16 protein-coding genes are annotated in these 15655 nt (G+C 65.4%); 9 read left to right on the top strand and 7 right to left on the bottom strand.

Annotation, left to right across the window (positions count from 1 at the left end; genetic code table 11):
* Positions 1-64 precede the first annotated feature (64 nt).
* From ACOZ4H_RS03915 to ACOZ4H_RS03895, 5 genes are all read left to right on the top strand, one after another.
* Entirely contained in the window at positions 65-1519 is a 1455-nt protein-coding gene (locus ACOZ4H_RS03915; protein ID WP_424328059.1) for an Hvo_1808 family surface protein, read from the top strand.
* On the top strand, positions 1512-2876 hold the full coding sequence (locus tag ACOZ4H_RS03910; protein WP_424328058.1) for an Hvo_1808 family surface protein: 1365 nt from the start codon (positions 1512-1514) through the stop codon (positions 2874-2876). Before ACOZ4H_RS03915 ends, ACOZ4H_RS03910 begins: the two co-directional genes overlap by 8 nt.
* Positions 2877-2928: 52 nt before the next feature.
* The gene (locus ACOZ4H_RS03905) at positions 2929-4092 is read left to right on the top strand and encodes a nicotinate phosphoribosyltransferase (RefSeq protein ID WP_424328057.1); all 1164 of its coding nucleotides are present in this window, start codon (positions 2929-2931) and stop codon (positions 4090-4092) included.
* Positions 4093-4126: 34 nt separating this feature from the next.
* On the top strand, positions 4127-4411 hold the full coding sequence (locus ACOZ4H_RS03900; RefSeq protein WP_004590818.1) for a DUF6360 family protein: 285 nt from the start codon (positions 4127-4129) through the stop codon (positions 4409-4411).
* A 75-nt stretch (positions 4412-4486) separates the two neighbouring features.
* Entirely contained in the window at positions 4487-4786 is a 300-nt protein-coding gene (locus ACOZ4H_RS03895) for a CPCC family cysteine-rich protein (protein WP_058994207.1), read from the top strand.
* Positions 4787-4803: 17 nt separating this feature from the next.
* On the opposite strand, the gene ACOZ4H_RS03890 is transcribed toward ACOZ4H_RS03895, so the two are convergent.
* On the bottom strand, positions 4804-5658 hold the full coding sequence (locus ACOZ4H_RS03890; RefSeq protein WP_424328056.1) for a ZIP family metal transporter: 855 nt from the start codon (positions 5656-5658) through the stop codon (positions 4804-4806).
* A 178-nt stretch (positions 5659-5836) separates the two neighbouring features.
* On the bottom strand, positions 5837-6973 hold the full coding sequence (locus ACOZ4H_RS03885; protein WP_424328055.1) for a site-2 protease family protein: 1137 nt from the start codon (positions 6971-6973) through the stop codon (positions 5837-5839).
* A gap of 97 nt (positions 6974-7070) precedes the next feature.
* On the opposite strand from ACOZ4H_RS03885, the gene ACOZ4H_RS03880 reads away from it, so the two are divergent.
* Positions 7071-7817 carry an MBL fold metallo-hydrolase gene (locus ACOZ4H_RS03880; RefSeq protein ID WP_424328054.1) on the top strand — a complete coding sequence of 249 codons (747 nt, stop codon included), beginning with the start codon at positions 7071-7073 and terminating at the stop codon, positions 7815-7817.
* 24 nt (positions 7818-7841) lie between these two features.
* On the opposite strand, the gene ACOZ4H_RS03875 is transcribed toward ACOZ4H_RS03880, so the two are convergent.
* The 4 genes from ACOZ4H_RS03875 to ACOZ4H_RS03860 form a co-directional block, all read right to left on the bottom strand.
* Complete coding sequence (locus ACOZ4H_RS03875; RefSeq protein ID WP_424328053.1) at positions 7842-9137, bottom strand: NUDIX domain-containing protein; 1296 nt, start codon at positions 9135-9137, stop codon at positions 7842-7844.
* A gap of 77 nt (positions 9138-9214) precedes the next feature.
* Positions 9215-10318 carry an aminotransferase class V-fold PLP-dependent enzyme gene (locus ACOZ4H_RS03870; RefSeq protein ID WP_424328052.1) on the bottom strand — a complete coding sequence of 368 codons (1104 nt, stop codon included), beginning with the start codon at positions 10316-10318 and terminating at the stop codon, positions 9215-9217.
* A 205-nt stretch (positions 10319-10523) separates the two neighbouring features.
* On the bottom strand, positions 10524-11141 hold the full coding sequence (gene rdfA / locus ACOZ4H_RS03865) for a rod-determining factor RdfA (RefSeq protein ID WP_424328051.1): 618 nt from the start codon (positions 11139-11141) through the stop codon (positions 10524-10526).
* A gap of 44 nt (positions 11142-11185) precedes the next feature.
* Positions 11186-13147 carry an archaea-specific SMC-related protein gene (locus ACOZ4H_RS03860; RefSeq protein ID WP_424328050.1) on the bottom strand — a complete coding sequence of 654 codons (1962 nt, stop codon included), beginning with the start codon at positions 13145-13147 and terminating at the stop codon, positions 11186-11188.
* Positions 13148-13452: 305 nt separating this feature from the next.
* On the opposite strand from ACOZ4H_RS03860, the gene ACOZ4H_RS03855 reads away from it, so the two are divergent.
* The 3 genes from ACOZ4H_RS03855 to crcB are packed head-to-tail and all read left to right on the top strand — an operon-like array spanning position 13453 to position 14545.
* Positions 13453-13800, top strand: a complete 348-nt coding sequence (locus tag ACOZ4H_RS03855; RefSeq protein ID WP_170096915.1) for a hypothetical protein — start codon at positions 13453-13455, stop codon at positions 13798-13800.
* A gap of 2 nt (positions 13801-13802) precedes the next feature.
* Positions 13803-14186, top strand: coding sequence for a fluoride efflux transporter FluC (locus ACOZ4H_RS03850; RefSeq protein ID WP_424328049.1), 384 nt, complete (start codon positions 13803-13805; stop codon positions 14184-14186).
* Positions 14186-14545, top strand: a complete 360-nt coding sequence (crcB, locus tag ACOZ4H_RS03845) for a fluoride efflux transporter CrcB (protein ID WP_424328048.1) — start codon at positions 14186-14188, stop codon at positions 14543-14545. The genes ACOZ4H_RS03850 and crcB overlap by 1 nt, the downstream gene beginning before the upstream one ends.
* 14 nt (positions 14546-14559) lie before the next feature.
* Here the strand turns inward: crcB and ACOZ4H_RS03840 are convergent, their stop codons facing one another.
* Positions 14560-15624 carry an ATP-binding protein gene (locus tag ACOZ4H_RS03840; protein WP_424328047.1) on the bottom strand — a complete coding sequence of 355 codons (1065 nt, stop codon included), beginning with the start codon at positions 15622-15624 and terminating at the stop codon, positions 14560-14562.
* Between the last annotated feature and the right edge of the window lie 31 nt (positions 15625-15655).

Here is a 15655-nt window from a genome sequence, read left to right as displayed (position 1 = left end):
CGACCGACGAACAATCTCACGACTAGCGTGTGACTTTTTACTGTGGTGACCTTCCTAACGGTAGATGCGCCGCCCTTTCGCCCTCGTCGTTCTCTGTGCTGTTGTGCTGTTACTGGCGGGCTGTCAGGCACCCAGTGCGTCGCCCGAGACGGAGACCGGTGGCGACGACCTGACTCCCAGCGAACCCGCGACCGACTACAGGAGCAACAGCTCCGCCCCGGCAGCGCCTGAGACGGACCGGCTGGGCTACGAGAACGGCTACTGGTACAACGAGTCGCTGTCGGTGACAACGGAGGACGGACTGAACGAGACAGAGCGGGAAGCCGTCATTGCACGAACGATGGCCCGCGTCGAGCGGATTCGCGGCCTGGAGTTCGAAGAGACGGTCACGGTGTCCGTCGTCTCACGGGCGGAGTACCGCAACAGCACCGGCGGCGAAACCGGCGATTCGCTGCGTCGGTTTGACAACGTGAAGTTCGAGGCGCTGTTTTTCGTCGGCGAGGACCGCGACTCCATCGCCGTCCAGAGCAGCAACCGCGGCGAGAGCGTTCTGGGCTACTACAGCAGCCAGCGCGGTGAAATCGTCATTGTCAGCGATTCCGAAACGCCGACGATAAGCCGGGGGACGCTGGCCCACGAACTCGTCCACGCGCTGCAGGACCAGCACTTCGGTCTCGAAAGTGACGCGCGGACGCGGGACCAGGTGCAGGGTCGGAACGGATTGGTCGAAGGCGACGCCGTCGCCGTCACCCAGACGTACACCGACCGCTGTGGCGGGGAGTGGCGCTGTATCGACAGGCCCGCCCAGAGTAGCGGTGGCGGCGGCGACCGTCACTTCGGCATCAACTTCATGCAGTATTTCCCCTACAGCGACGGTCCCGGGCTGGTCGGAACTCTCCGGGAACGCGGCGGCTGGAGTGCTGTCAATGACGCCTACGACGACTACCCCGACGGGGCCGCCGAAGTGACCTACCCCGAGCGCTACCCCGAGTGGGAACCCGAATCAGTCTCGCTTGCGGACCGGTCCAGCAACGACTGGGAGCGGGTCAGACCCTCGACTGACCGGGACCGGCCCGACTACGCCGTCGTCGGCCCCTCTGCCATCGCCGGGTCGATGGCGTACACCATCGCCGATGACTACAACGAGTCGAGCGTGGTCCAGACGCGTGACGTCATCAACTACGAGGACGGGTCGCTGGACAGCGACGACCCGTACAACTATGACCTGCCCGCCACCGACGGCTGGACGGGTGGCCGGATGCACGTCTACGGCGACGGCGACGAGACGGCCTACGTCTGGAGGACGACCTGGGCCAGCGAGGCCGACGCCCGTGAGTTCGCCGACGCCTGGGCGGCGGTCATCGCCCACTGGGGCGGCACCAGAACCACAGAAGGCCACTGGGTCATCGAGGAAGACAGCCCCTACACCGACGCTGTCTCCGTCAGGGTCGACGGGGACACGGTCACCGTCGTGAACGCGCCGACGGTCGACGAACTCGACGAGGTCCACGATGCGTAAGGAACTGCTCATTGCGCTGGCGGTCGTCCTGGCGGGCTGTACGGTCCCGTCTTTCGGCGGCAGCGATCACCCCGAGACACCGACCGGTGAGGACGCAATCGGCTACGAGAACGGCTACTGGTACGACGATTCGGTGACGGTGACGACCGACGACGGACTGAACAAGAGCGAGCGCGAGGCTGTCGTCGCCCGGACGATGGCCCGCGTCGAGCAGGTCCGCGGCCTGGAGTTCAAAGAGCCGGTCCCGGTTTCGGTCATCTCCCGAGCGGAGTACCAGAACCGCTCGGGGGGCAACGGCAGCGGCGGTAGCAGTCGTCCACAAGACCCCTGGAACGACCAGGTGTGGGAAGCGCTCTTACTCATCGGCGAGGACTCCGGCAGCAGTGACGAAATCGACGACACGCTCTCGACGACGGTCCAGGGCTACTACTCGCCGAGCCAGGACGAGATCGTCATCGTCAGCCCGACGGAGACGCCACAGATCGACCGTCGGACGCTCTCACACGAACTCGTTCACGCCCTGCAGGACCAGCACTTCGGGCTGAACGGCTCCGCGGAAACGCAGGACACGCAACTGTCACGGCAGGGTGTCACCGAGGGCGAGGCCAACTACGTCCGCGTCCTCTACGAGCGCCGCTGTGGTGACGGCTGGGGCTGTATCGCGCTCCCCGACCGGCCCAGTGACGACGGAGGAAGCAGCAGCGACGGAGACGGCGACAGCCAGGAACCGAGCTACAACGAGGGGCTGTTCACCGTCCTCTACCAGCCCTACGTCACCGGGCCGCGGTTCATCGACCAAGTGCGCTCTGATGGTGGCTGGGACGCCGTCGACGCCCTCCACGACGACTTCCCCGACAGCACCGAGCAGGTGCTCCACCCTGAGAAGTATCCCGGCGAAGAACCCGTGAACGTCAGCGTCGCGGACCGCTCGTCCGACGAGTGGAGCCGCTTCGACCACGACCCGGTCGGCGACACGGTCGGGGAAACGTCGATCTACGCGATGATGTACCACAACGGCCAGACAGAGGGCGACCGCTACAGCTACGAGAGCGAGATCTCGGCGGGCTGGGGCGGTGATCTCGTCGTGCCCTACCGCAACGGCTCCGGCGGCTACGGGTACGTCTGGGAGACCCGCTGGGATACTGAGGAGGACGCCAGCGAGTTCGCACAGGCGTATCGGGCGGCACTGACCGAGGAACACGACGCCAGCCAGCCCCGAAGCAACGTCTACGTCGTCCCGGCCGACGACCAGTTCAACGACGCCTTCCGCGTCGTCCGGTCCGACAAAACCGTCCGTATCGTCAACGGGCCGACAGTGAGCGACCTCGACGAGATTCACCAGCCAGCGGAGTCCTGAGGGCCGGTCGCCGACCGGACCGCTTTTTTCGCCACACTGAAAACACCGTGTTATGACCGAGGAGTTCGATGTCGTCTCGCCAGAGGCGATTCGCGAGGGGCGGGCGACCGACGCCTACTTCGACCGGACGATGGAGGCGCTGGAACACGCAGGCAAGAACCCGGACGTGGTCGCCGAAGTGACGGCGAACCAGTTCGCGACGGGCCAGTGGAAACTGCTGGCGGGGCTGAAAGACGCCGCCGAGTTGCTTGAAGGACGGAGCGTCGACGTTGACGCGCTCCCCGAAGGCCAACTGTTCGACGGGGGCCCGGTAATGCGAATCGAGGGGTCGTACCGGGAGTTCTGTCGCCTAGAGACGGCGCTCCTTGGCTTTCTCTCGCATCCGACAGGCACCGCGACGCGGGCACTAGAGGCCCGCTACGCCGCACCGGAGTCGACGGTGCTCTCCTTTGGCTCGCGTCACGTCCACCCGTCGATAGCGGCGATGATCGAGCGGTCGGCGCTGCTGGGCGGTCTCGACGGTATCTCGAACGTCGCTGCTGGCGAGGTCATCGGCCGGGAGGCCGGCGGGACGATGCCCCACGCGCTCATGATCTGCTTCGGCCGCGGGAATCAGGAAGAAGCGTGGCAGGCCTTCGACGCCGCTGTTCCGGAAGAGACGCCGCGCATCGCGCTGACGGACACCTACAGCGACGAGACCGACGAAGCCCTCCGCGCGGCGGAAGCTGTCGACGACCTCGCGGGCGTCAGACTGGACACGACCGGATCCCGCCGCGGGGACTTCCGCCACATCGTCCGGGAGGTTCGCTGGACGCTGGACGCCTACGGCCACGAGGACGTGGACCTGTTCCTCTCTGGCGGTATCACCCCGGCAACCATGCGGGAGCTACGGGACGTGGCCGACGGCTTCGGCGTCGGGGGCTACGTCGCCAACGCCGATCCGCTGGACTTCGCGCTGGACATCGTCGAACTGGACGGCGAGCCGGCGGCCAAGCGGGGGAAGCTCACCGGCACAAAATCGGTGTACCGTACCGCCGACGGCGGCCACCACATCGGCCTGTCCGACCGCGACGCGCCGGAGGACGCCGAATCGCTACTGGAACCACTGATTCGTGACGGGGACATCGTCAGGGAGTTTGACCTCAACGGGGCCATCGACCGCGCGGCGGCGGACGCCGAGCGAGTCGGATACGAGGGCGTAATCGCGGCCGAGTAACGAGCGTTAAGTCTCCGGCCGGCGAAAAGGGGGTATGGTCGACCGCATCATGAAGGTCAACGCGTACACGACCTTCGACCTGCTCGACGGTGAGGTAGAGGGCCACGGCTTCGAGGAGGAGGCCCTGGCCGTGCTGAACGTGACCGCGCCGCGAAAGAACCCGGACCACGTCGAACTCCAGTTAGAGATGGACAACACCGACCTCGACGCGGTGAAGCCCCACGCGGACTCGGTGACGCTGTCGGCGGCCCAGGCCCGCGAACTGGCCGCCGAACTGGAGGAGTACGCAGGGAAGGTCGAAGACGCGCAATCGGAGTAGTCTGTAACTCTCGTTGACAGTTATTCGCCGCTATGGTTCGGTAATTCTATGGTGTGAAGACGCATACCACGAAACATGTCAACCGAGACGCCCGGGAATCCAGCCGCACGGGAGCTCGGCTACTGCCCGTGCTGTGGCTACCAGACGCTCCCGGAGGGCCGGCCCGGGTCATACGAGATGTGTCCGGTGTGTCACTGGCTCGACGACCCCATCCAGTTCGGCGACGCGGAGTTCGTCAGCGATACGAACCACGTGTCACTGACGGAAGCGCGCGAGAACTTCCGCGAACACGGGGCGTGTTCCCCCGACGAGGCCGGGGACTGCGAGGAGCCGACCGGCCTCGACCGTGACCCGAACTGGCCTTACGAGGAATAGCAGATACGAAACAGGACTCAAGCTGCGAGCGCGATATCCAGGTACAGCATGACGATGACGCCCGCCATCAGTCCGAGCGTCGCGACGCGCTCGTAGCCGCGCTGGTGGGTCTCGGGGATTATCTCGTCGGAGATCACGAACAGCATCGCGCCCGCCGCAAAGCCCATTGCATAGGGCAGGAGCGGTTCGACGGTCACGACGGCGACAGCACCAAGCACCGCAAGCGGGATTTCCACGACACCGGAGCGAATCCCGGTGAAGACGGCGTAGAGCCGACGGTCCAGGCCAGCGTTGATCGCTGCGACGGAGACGGCCAGCCCCTCGGGGATATTCTGGATGCCGATGGCGAGCATCAGCGAGAGTGCGCCCCCGATCCGGAGCGGGTCGCCGGCGGCTGCGCCGAAGCCGACGCCGACGGCCAGGCCTTCGGGAATGTTGTGCAGCGTGATCGCGAGGATAAACAGGATGACGCCAGTCAGTTTGGATTCGTCAATCGAGAGGTCCTGGCTGGGGTTGGCGGCGTCCGACCGCCGGCTCCCGGTCAGGAGGTAGTGGGCGTGTGGGACGAGTCCATCCGCCCGGTCGAGAAACAGCGCCCCCAGTGCGACACCGACGAGCGTCGGAATCGGGTTCCCGCCCGAATACTCCTCGATACCGGGGATGATGAGGCTCGTGAACGCGGCGGCAAGCATCACGCCAGCGGCGAACCCGAGCGCCGTGTCCAGCGCCCGCTCCGAGGGGTCACGCCAGACCAGCACGAGCGACGCGCCGAAGAGGTTCATCGTGGCGATGATGACCCCGCCGACGAGGCCGTTTATCAGCGGGTCTGTCCCGACGAGGTCGACGAACAGATCGACGAGCCCGGATTGCATTGTCCAGTAGTGTATGTGGCCCCCTCTTGGGTGTACCGACAGTCAGGAGGGGGCGTATCTGGTTCTGGTGTTGTCTCCGCACAGAATCGGAAAGTCCCGGTTCGCCCGGGTTGTCCAGCCGGCTTCAGGTAGAGCCTTCTAGTTAGTAGAGGCCATATTCGAACGATTAAACGCTGTGTTAGAACGGTTCCGGCGACCCGACGAGCCGCCGCATCTCCATCGCGCTGGAGAAGTCTTCCCGGGAGACCACACGGGTCCCCTCGGGACCGTCGACGAAAGCGGCGGTGGCTCTGGCGGTATCGAGTTCGACGAGCGCGTCGAAGGCGGCCTTCTCCGAGACAAAGCGCGGCAGGTCGGTCTCCATCAGGTCGGCGACGGTGTCGGCCTCGCGTTCGGCCTTCGAGAGTTCCCTGAAATCGCCGACCGTGACGACGCCGACCACGTCGCCGCCGCGTGTGACCGCGAACTCCGTCCGCCGGTCTGCGAACATCCGGTCGACGAGGTCCTCAATGGTGGCGCTGGCCTCGATAGTCGCGTCGAGCGGGCTGGCCACGTCGTCGACGGTCAGCCCTTCCAGCAGGGCGGCCAGGGCAACCGTGCGGGATTCGCTCGACGCAGCACCGTAGACGAACAGCGCGAGTAGCAGCAACATCGGGCTAAACGACATGACGCCGACGACGGCGAACAGCACGGCGAACCCGGTGCCGATTCGAGCGGCGATACGGGTCGCCGTCGCGTAGGGCCGCTTTCGCGCGAGCAGCGCCCGAAGGACGCGGCCGCCGTCCATCGGGAACGCAGGCAACATGTTGAACACGGCCAGAAAGAGATTGGTGACGGCCAGCCAGCCGACGATGAACAGCGTCACCTGTGCGCTCGCCGGCAGAGCAAACAGCGCGGCGTAGCAGGCGATGCCAGTCAGAATACTCACGGCCGGGCCGGCCAGCGCGATGACGAGCTCCCGGTTCCACTCCTTGGGCATGGATTCGAGGCTGGCGAGGCCGCCGAGAATCCAGAGGGTAATCGATTCGACGCGGAGACCGTAGCGCATCGCCGCCCAGGCGTGCCCGAGTTCATGGAGGGCGACGCTGGCGAACAGGCCCACCGCCGCGGCGGTGCCGATAACCCACGGCGTCTGGCCCGCGGTCAGCACCGTGAGGTCGAGCGTCACGCCGGAGAGGGCGCTGACGATACCGGCATACACCGATATCTGGGCCCCGCTGCCGATAATCCAGGCCAGCACCGGCAGGAAGATCAGCAACGAGACGTTGACCCGGATCGGGATCCCCCAGACCGTCGTGATGTGGAAGTTTCGCACGGGAAGTCCAACGAACAGTGGCCGGGTATAGCTTCTGACTGGGGACGACGCCGACGAGTAGCGGCCTTATTCAGGATGTAGCGTGTACGGGCACCTAATGACAGTTCGACACGACGGGCTGACCGTCGACTGGCTGGGGTACGCGACGCTCCGGTTCGCCGGCGACGACACGGTGGTGTACGTCGATCCGGGCCGGTACGGCGTGCTCACCGGCGAGTGGGAACCCCACGCGGACGGTATCGGCCATCCGCCGAGCAGCGACTATCGACCGGAGGACGGCGACGTGATCTGTGTGACACACGTCCACCACTACGACCCCGACGGCATCGAGCGGGTCGCAAGCGAGGACGCCACAGTCGTTGCCTACGAGGGTATCGATGAGCGCGTCGGCGACCGGGACCTCCCGCCGCTGTCCTCGCTGCCTTACGACGTTGTCGAGGTCGGCATGAAATCACAAACGACGGTCGAGGACGTGCCGATCTGGTCGACGCCGGCGTACAACGAACCCGACGGACCGCATACGCTCCCCGACGGAACGCCCTACCACCCGGAGGGCTTCGGCTGTGGTTTCATGGTCGCCGTCGAGGGGACCAGAGCGTTCTACCCCGGCGATTCGGACGTGCTTCCGGGCCACCGGACGCTAGAAGTCTCGCTGCTGTGTCCGCCCATCGGCCCGCGGGCGACCATGGACCGCCACGAGGCCGCCTCGCTGGCCGCGACTATCGAGCCGGATCTCGTGTTACCGGTCCACTACAACACCTTCTCGAACCTCGAAGCCGATTCCCGCGAGTTCGCCGCCGACGTGGCGGAAGCCGGCGTCCCAGTCGTACTGGACGAGCAGTGAGCGAGCGCCCGCGCATCTCGAATTTTACCCGCGTTCGGCCCATTCGCTCCGGTCCCGGTGGGCGTCAGCGATATCCGCGATATCGTCCGTCGCCAGAACGCCGCGTTCCGTGACGACCGTCACCGCCGACGCCGGCGTCAGATCGAATGTGGGATTCTCGACGGCCAAGTCGGCGTCGCCGTCGTACACCTCCCGGGAGTCGCGTTCCTCCCGGTCCCACTCAGCGCGTGGTGCGACCTTGTCCGTGGCACAGACGGCGTAACAGTCCGTGTCCGCGGCGGCCGCTGCCAGCGCCGCCGAGCGGGTGCCGACCTTGTTGACCACGCGACCGTCCGGGAGGACGCGGTCGGCTCCGACCACGAGCGTATCAGCAGCCCAGGCTTCCAGTTCGTGACCGAACGCCGCATCGGTGGTCAGCGTCACCGCAGTGCTATCAGCAAGCGTCTCGGCGACGCCGACGCCTTCACCGCCGGGCCGTGACTCGGCGACGAGCACGGCCGCTGGGGCAGCGGCGTCGACGACTGCACGGACTGTCCCAGAGCGAGACAGCGTAGCGAGGCGGTCACCGACGTGCTCGGCCGCGACGGCGGCGGCGACGCGGTCGGCGGTCACCGCGTGGTTCAGCGTCTCGGTCGCGGCCCGCTCGACGGCCACCGGCGACTCGTCGGTGACGGCGTCCATCGCTCGGTTGAGACGGTTCGCGACGACGACCATCGAGGAGCGCGCTTCGCGGATTTCAGCGGCGAGGGCGGCGAGCGAATCCCAGTCGTCGCCGTCCCGCTCGGCCGCCTCCAGGTCGTCGGTCCGCCCGGCGTCAGCCAGGGCGGCCTCGTCGCGCAGCACCTCCAGTGCCCGGAGCGACAGCCACGCCGAGCCGTGGGTTCGGTCCTCGCGCACGGTCGCGATCCGCGGCCGAACGCGGTCCCAGGAGGTCCACAGTCGCGGGACGGTCTCGCGCGACAGGATCTCGGGTGGGTGGACCCACGCAGTCTCGGTCGTCTCTTCGTTAGTCGCGACTGTGCGGGCCTCGCAGTCGAACAGGAACGGGTGGACGACCCATCGAACGCCTCGGTCGCCGTCCGCGACCTGAAACGAGTCGCCCTGCCGGACGAGTGTCACCGCGTCGACCAGCCCGGTCTCCTCGTCGATTTCGGCCCGTGCGGCCGTCTCCGGGTCCCGATCTCGCCCGGCGTCGTCGGCGACGTGTCCCGCGACCCCACTCCACTGGCCCCGATACGAGCCGACTGCATCACTCCGGCGCAACAGCAACACCTCGCCCTCGCTACGCAGGAAGCACGTCACGACAGGGCGTGTCTCCATACGAGCGTGAACGGCTGGCCGGGGCAAGAAAGTCCCGGGGCAGTAGAGGCCACAGCCGGACGGGGACACTGTGAGAACTACAGCGCGTCGAGCAAGCGGTCGATGTCGTCAGCCGTATTGAACGCGTGGACAGACGCCCGGAGCGCCTTGGGGTGGGGCAGCGCTCTGATGACGATCCCGTCCGCAGCGAGTCGCTCGACGGTCGCCTCGGGATCGTCGGCAGTGAACGTCACGAGCCCCGACTCGTACTCGCGGGGGCTCAGCAGTCGGTCGCCGAGGCCGTCCTTGAGCCGGTCGGTCAGCCGTTCGACACGGGACTGGATCGTATCGAACCCGACGGCCTCGACCGTCTCGATGGCGTTCGCGAGCGCGACGTACGGGACCGGTGAGGTGGTGCCGACCTCGAATCGGCGCGCGCCCGGGTAGTACTCGTATCCGTCCGCACCGGGGTTCTCGACGCTCCGGTAGCCGATGCGAGTCTGGCGCAGTCGGTCGTAGGCGTCCGGATCGACGTAGAGGAACCCGCCGCCCCAGACCCCCAGCAGCCACTTGTGGCCCGCCGCGGCCACGAAATCCGCACCCCACTCGGTCACGTCGACGGGGTGTTGCCCGACGGACTGGACGGCGTCGACGAGCACCTGCGCACCGGCGTCGTGAGCCGCATCGACGACATCCGCAACCGGGAGTCTGGTCCCGTGTGTCCAGGTGAGCGAACTCAGTGCGACCAGTCTGGCGTCGGCCACGGCGTCTTTCACATCTGCCATGTCCAGCCGTCCGCTGTCGGTCTCCAGCACGCGGACCTCGATGTCGTGGGTGTCGGCCAGCCGGTCCCACGGAAGCGTGCCGGCGGGATGTTCGAGGTCGGTCCGGACCACCACGTCGCCGGGCTGCCAGTCGATTGCGCCGGCGACCATGTTGACTCCGTCAGCGGTACTGCGAGTGAACGCGACGTTGGCGGCCTCGGTTCCGACGTGGCCTGCGACGACCTCGCGGGCCGCCGCAATAGCGTCCCACGCAACCGTATAGGGGCCGTCGCCGGCAGGTGCATCGAAAGCGTGCCGTTCGAGAAACGCCGTCGCGGCGTCGACCACGGGGCGCGGCGTCGGTCCGCTTGCCCCCGTGTTGAAGTACGTACACCGTTCGAGTGCCGGGATCGACGCCCGTAGTTCGGCTGGGTTCATATCTCAGTCCTCGAGTGCCGGATGCTTCAGCCCTGTGTGACCCAGGTGACGGGTTTCCGAGGTAGCGGCGTGATACAATCTCCGTAGCCGCCCATTGATAATTCCATTCTAGTTTGTTGCGTTCCACAACTGTATTCGGTTGTTTGCATATTTGGCATTGTTACGGCTACGCTGTTTTATTTAAATAGCGTGCTATGGTGACGGCTCAGTCCTGCTGACACTCACAGCCGCCCTGTTCGAAGAACTCCGCGACGGCGTACTGGCTGCCACACGACTGGCACAGCACCTGCGCGTCCAGGAACACCTCGAAATCGTCGATGTCGATGCGGCCCGTGTCGCGCAGTTTCTCGATGCGCTGGTCGGTGACCGACAGCGTTCGTGTCAGTAGCCGCTGAATGCTTTCGAGATCTTTCTCTATTTTCTCGTCGTCGGACAGCCCCTGGTACTCCGCGCCCCGCCACTCCTTCAGATACGACCGGATGGCCTGGTAGGTGACGAAATCGGTTTCGAGGCTGTCGACGTCGACGCCGTTGCGTTCGAGTCGGTTGACGGTGTCAGTCCGAACGCCGGTGCTGATGTCGTCGCCGGTGAGGTTCTCGTAGGTCGATTCCACGTCGCTTTCGAGCGCGCTCAGGCCCGCATCGACTAGCGCGCGTTCGAGGAGGCGTTTGTTGAAGAACTCCGCGAGATCCCGGAGGCTCATTCGCTCTTCACCGTCACCGGTCCAGCGAGCCTCCATCTCCGCACCGAGTCCATCGAGTTCGTACTCGTCGATGAGTCGAGCGACTTTGCTCGACGGCCGGCCGTCTGTCGTATTCGCCATTTGTTGTTCCAACGTACGGTAACCGGAACTAAAAGACTACGGGGTTAGATCGAAGTAATGCGGTTGAAGTCGTCGTCAAGCGCCTGGGCGTCCTCCGGCAGGAGGGCGACGACCAGATGCTCGGCGTAGTCGGCGAAGTACTCGACGAGTTCGGCGATCCGGGCCGAGTCGATGGCTTCCAGCGAGTCAAGCAACATGAACGGAACGCTCTCGTGGAGGTCATGTACCAGATAGCCCGCGAGAGCGAAGATGAGTCCGGTCACTTCGCGCTCGCTCTCGCTGAGGTGCTCGATGGTGTCCTCGTAGGCCGCGCCGTTCTCAGTGGTCCGGACGATGTGGAGCTCGAACACCGTTCGGTCGACCTTCTGACGCCCCTCGCGGACGGTCTGCTCGACGCGCTCGATCCAGATGCGTTCGAGGTTCTCGTACTCGAGAATCCCGAGGATGGCGTCCATGTGCTCGTTGAACTCGTCGACGGCGTTGGCCTCTATCTGGTCGATCTTCGTCCGCTTGTCGGTGAGTTCGTCGACCAGCGCGTCGCGTTCCTCGCGGAGGTCGTCGGCCCGCCCGACCATCTCCTCGATTTCCTCGATTTCGGCCGACACGTCATCGAGGTCGGACTCCAGGCTGTCGATCTCGAACTCAAGCTGGTTCGCCTCCCGGTGCAGCGAGAGGATTTCGTCGAAGTCCTCGGATTCGAGGTTGTCGACCTCGTCTTCCAGCGATTCGACGTCGCTGGTCAGCTCCTCGCGTCGGTCCTTCAGCGACGTGATCTGCTCTTCGCGGCGTTCGATCTCCGTTTCGGTCTCCTGGATCTTTCGCTCGACGTTCTCGCGGCGGCGCTGCTTCTTCTCTGCCTCCCGCTGGTCGGACTTGAGGTCATCGAGTTCCGATTTGATGTCGTTGAGCTCCTCGACCTTCTGCCGGCGGAGGTCCTGCAAGCGGTCGACGGTGTCCTCGATCTGTTCGCGGTCGACCGTCGAACCGCACGTCCAGCAGACGACGGACTCGCCGTCCTCGTCTTCGAGGAGTTGCTCCGTGACGTCGCCGTCGGACCCCTCCGGTGCGTCTTCGAGCGACTGGATGACGTCGTAGTCTTCCTCTTCGAGGCGCTCCTCGTTGTACTGGATGAGGCTCTGGAGATCGGAGATCTCGCTGTTCAGTCGCTGGCGCTGGTCACGCAGGTTTGCGATCTCGTCTTCCAGGTGCTGGTGGTCGCCCATCGGCGTCTCCGGCAGTTCGTCCAGTTCGTCTTCGAGGTCGGACCGTTCGCGTTTCAGCGAGGTGATACTCTCCTCCTGTGCCTCGATGTCACGCCGGACGGATTCGAGGTCCGACCGCGTCGAGCGGAGTTCGTCGAGCTTCTCTTCGAGGACGTCCTGTTCCTGGCGGCTCTCCTCGATATCCCGGCTGCTGTTGTCGATCTCCTCCTCGCGTTCGGCCAGTTCCTCGCGCTTCTCCTCGATCTGCTCGCGGAGTTCGGTCCGGCGCTGTTCGAGGTCCGGGAGGTCGCGCTGGCGGGATTCGATTGTGGCGAGTTCGTCGTTGATGTCGCCTTTTTCCTCTTCCAACTGTTCGACCTCCGAACGGATCGCGTCGATGTCGACCGGCCGCATGATGATCTCGCGGAGGTCGTCGCCCCGAGCCACGGACCGGCGCGCCTCGTTGGTTTCCAGCAGGAACGCGAACAGGTCGGCGACCTCGGGGTCGTCGAGATATCCCTCGCCGTCGAACTGGACGGCGTCTCCCGCCCGCGTGAGCGTCCGTTCGTATATTTCATCCCCGTAAGTGAGGGCAACGCTTCCCTCGTCGGCGTCACCTTTCAGCGTCGCCTGCGTGCTCCCCATCGCTGCCATGATAGACTGCAGAAACGACGTCCGGTTTGTGGCGTTCTTGCCCGTCAGGACCGTCACGCCCGGCGGAATATCGACTGACGTCTCGTCGATCCCACCGATATTGGTTACATCGAAGTGGGCGACACTAGATTCTTGCTTTGACTCTGGCATTGGTCTGCTGTTGTTGGAGAGGATATAAAAATAGTTTCATTCCCGAACACGGGAGTCCCTGCTGTCGTCCGAACGTGGGCCGACACGGCAAACGCACCAACAGCATTGTCCGGCGGACAACGGACAAACCGACAGCCAACGCCGGAATAACACCTGTACCAATATTATTCCTGTACAGAGCCGTTGTCGTGGAGCTGGACGGTCTTTCCTTTTACTCCCTTACTTTGTTGCGTTTCACAATCGTTTCCACTTGTGTACGCTCTCGTATGCCAACCTATAAGTCGCCGTGATTGGAACCGGGTCGTGTGACCCGCTACGAAACGCTGCTCGAGGTCGAACTGGACGAGTGGGACAGTGGGTACGGCGTCTTGCAGATCGTCGACCCAGATGACGGCGACACCGCCGAGCTTCGGTTCTGCTACTTCAACGAAAACGGCAAATTCACCAACCGGCCGCTAACGCTACGACCCGACGAAGAGACGCTGGACCGGACGACGCGGATGGTCGAGAACCTTGGCTACGTTGCCCGGACCTTCGACCCGGCAGAGATCCGTGAGCTCGTCGACACGCTCGGCGAAGAGCGGGTTATCGAGCTCGCACAGCTCGTCGACACGCTCGGTGAAGCGCGGTTGGCGGAGATACTCGGGGAGTAAGAGTGGCAGACACCCACCCACTGGTAACGGTCGAAACCATCGCCCTCGTGGGTCTGGGGGGGTTCGCCGGGTCGAACCTTCGGTACTTCGTCGGCCTCTTTGTTCCGGGGTTGCAGGGGACGCTGCTGGTCAACGTCCTCGGCAGTTTCGCGCTCGGCCTGCTCGTGTACGAGGGGCTGCAGGTCGGTGCGCTGGCCAGCGAAACGAGGCTGGCCGCTTCGACCGGCTTCATTTCGTCGTTTACCACCTACAGCACGTTCGCGGTGGAGACGGTGCTAACGCCCGAGTGGGCCGTCGCGAATATCGTCGGCAGCTACGCCCTGGGTTTTACCGGTGTCCTTGTCGGTCGTGCGGCCGTCCGTCTGTTCGCCGGAGGTGACCGGTGATGGTCGCAATCGAGCCGGCGCATCTGGTCGGCACCGGCGGCGCTATCGGCGCGCTCTGTCGCCACTATCTGGCGGGGGCTGTCCAGCGAGAGACGTTCCCGCTTGGAACGCTCACGGTGAACGTCGTCGGGAGCTTCGTCCTGGGACTGCTGACGTTTGCCGGTGTGACCGGCGACGCGGCACTGTTGGTCGGAGTCGGCGCGTGCGGGTCGTTCACGACGTTTTCCTCGTTTTCGGTCGAGACGGTACGGCTGTGGGAGGACGGGTACGTGGCGCTTGCCGTGCTCAACGCTGTCGGGAACCTCGTCTTTGCGCTGGTTGGGATAGGGCTGGCCTGGGGCGTCGTGCAAATCGGTTAATTCCTGCCGAGTCATCAGATTTCAGAACTCCCTGCACGAGCGCCGTCCTCCCTGTCTGCTTCGATGTCGCTGGCTCGCGGCGTCTCGCCGCCGTGAGGCGTCCGCCGCTCGCGGACCGTCACATGATGAGCGGATTCGGTGCTGTCGTCGATGACGAGCGCGTCACCGGTTGTCTCTGGTAGGCGGGCCGCGAAGCCGCCGTCGAGATACGTCGGCCGGGCCGCCTGCAGCGCGTCGATATCAGCGGTACTCGTCAGTCGGTGGGCGACGAGCAGGTCCGTCTGTGAGACGGTCGTCGGCGGGACGGCGCTGGGTCGCTGAGTCGCGAGCACACAACTCACGCCGGGCTGGCGGCCCCGAGTGACGAGCCGGCGGAGCGGACGCCGGGCGACCCCGTCGGTGAACGCGTGGGCCTCGTCGACCAGCAGCCAGGGCAGTCGGCTCGTCTGTTCGGCCAGGCGGGCGTCGTACAGCGCGGTTGCGATGGCGGCGAGGACCGCGCTGGCCGGCCGCGAAGCGAGTCCCGACATATCGAGTACGGTCAGACCATCGCCACACAGCGTCTCCGTGTCGATACCCGCGGGGTCGAACACGTTCCAGGATTCGGCGAGGGCAAGATGGTTCGCCGCGGCTCGACTGGTGCTCGCCGCCGCATCCGAGCCGGCCACCCACGAACGCATCCCATCGAGGGTCGTACGCTCGCTCGCCGCCCGCCACACGAGCGCGCCCGCGCCCTGTTCCGGGTCGAGTCCGAGCACCGTACACCACTGTCGCGGGTCGAGCGCGTCCGCGCGAACGCTGGGGTCGACCACCGTCGCAGACACGTCCGCAGTATCGAGTGGCGTGAACGTCCCCATCGGATCGACGACGACCGGCGCGACCCCCTCAGCGGCCAGCAATCCTTCGGCGAGGACGCCGAGCGTGTACGTCTTCCCGGACCCGCGTTTGCCGACGACGAGGGCGATGTGTGGCCGGTCGACATCAAAATCGACCGCAGCGCCGCGGCTCCCATCGCGGGCCCGATAGCGACCCAGCCGCGTCGTCGCCCCCGTCACTTCCTCGCGTCCGATAACGACCATACCGGCGGTTGGCCCGTTCTGGTACTTGAAC

It is taken from the genome of Haloarcula amylolytica (assembly GCF_049705545.1).
Taxonomy (GTDB): Archaea; Halobacteriota; Halobacteria; order Halobacteriales; family Haloarculaceae; genus Haloarcula; species Haloarcula amylolytica_B.
The sequence above is the reverse complement of the archived record's forward strand: the minus strand, read 5'-3'. Positions and strand labels throughout refer to the sequence as shown.

Excerpts from the sequence above, each read along its gene's own strand:
- ACOZ4H_RS03905 (WP_424328057.1), top strand. The coding sequence starts at position 2,929 with ATGACCGAGGAGTTCGATGTCGTCTCGCCAGAGGCGATTCGCGAGGGG.
- ACOZ4H_RS03900 (WP_004590818.1), top strand. The coding sequence starts at position 4,127 with ATGGTCGACCGCATCATGAAGGTCAACGCGTACACGACCTTCGACCTG.
- ACOZ4H_RS03895 (WP_058994207.1), top strand. The coding sequence starts at position 4,487 with ATGTCAACCGAGACGCCCGGGAATCCAGCCGCACGGGAGCTCGGCTAC.
- crcB (WP_424328048.1), top strand. The coding sequence starts at position 14,186 with ATGGTCGCAATCGAGCCGGCGCATCTGGTCGGCACCGGCGGCGCTATC.
- ACOZ4H_RS03915 (WP_424328059.1), top strand. The coding sequence starts at position 65 with ATGCGCCGCCCTTTCGCCCTCGTCGTTCTCTGTGCTGTTGTGCTGTTA.
- ACOZ4H_RS03860 (WP_424328050.1), bottom strand. The coding sequence starts at position 13,147 with ATGCCAGAGTCAAAGCAAGAATCTAGTGTCGCCCACTTCGATGTAACC.
- ACOZ4H_RS03840 (WP_424328047.1), bottom strand. The coding sequence starts at position 15,624 with ATGGTCGTTATCGGACGCGAGGAAGTGACGGGGGCGACGACGCGGCTG.
- ACOZ4H_RS03910 (WP_424328058.1), top strand. The coding sequence starts at position 1,512 with ATGCGTAAGGAACTGCTCATTGCGCTGGCGGTCGTCCTGGCGGGCTGT.
- ACOZ4H_RS03875 (WP_424328053.1), bottom strand. The coding sequence starts at position 9,137 with ATGGAGACACGCCCTGTCGTGACGTGCTTCCTGCGTAGCGAGGGCGAG.
- ACOZ4H_RS03890 (WP_424328056.1), bottom strand. The coding sequence starts at position 5,658 with ATGCAATCCGGGCTCGTCGATCTGTTCGTCGACCTCGTCGGGACAGAC.
- ACOZ4H_RS03870 (WP_424328052.1), bottom strand. The coding sequence starts at position 10,318 with ATGAACCCAGCCGAACTACGGGCGTCGATCCCGGCACTCGAACGGTGT.
- ACOZ4H_RS03880 (WP_424328054.1), top strand. The coding sequence starts at position 7,071 with ATGACAGTTCGACACGACGGGCTGACCGTCGACTGGCTGGGGTACGCG.
- rdfA (WP_424328051.1), bottom strand. The coding sequence starts at position 11,141 with ATGGCGAATACGACAGACGGCCGGCCGTCGAGCAAAGTCGCTCGACTC.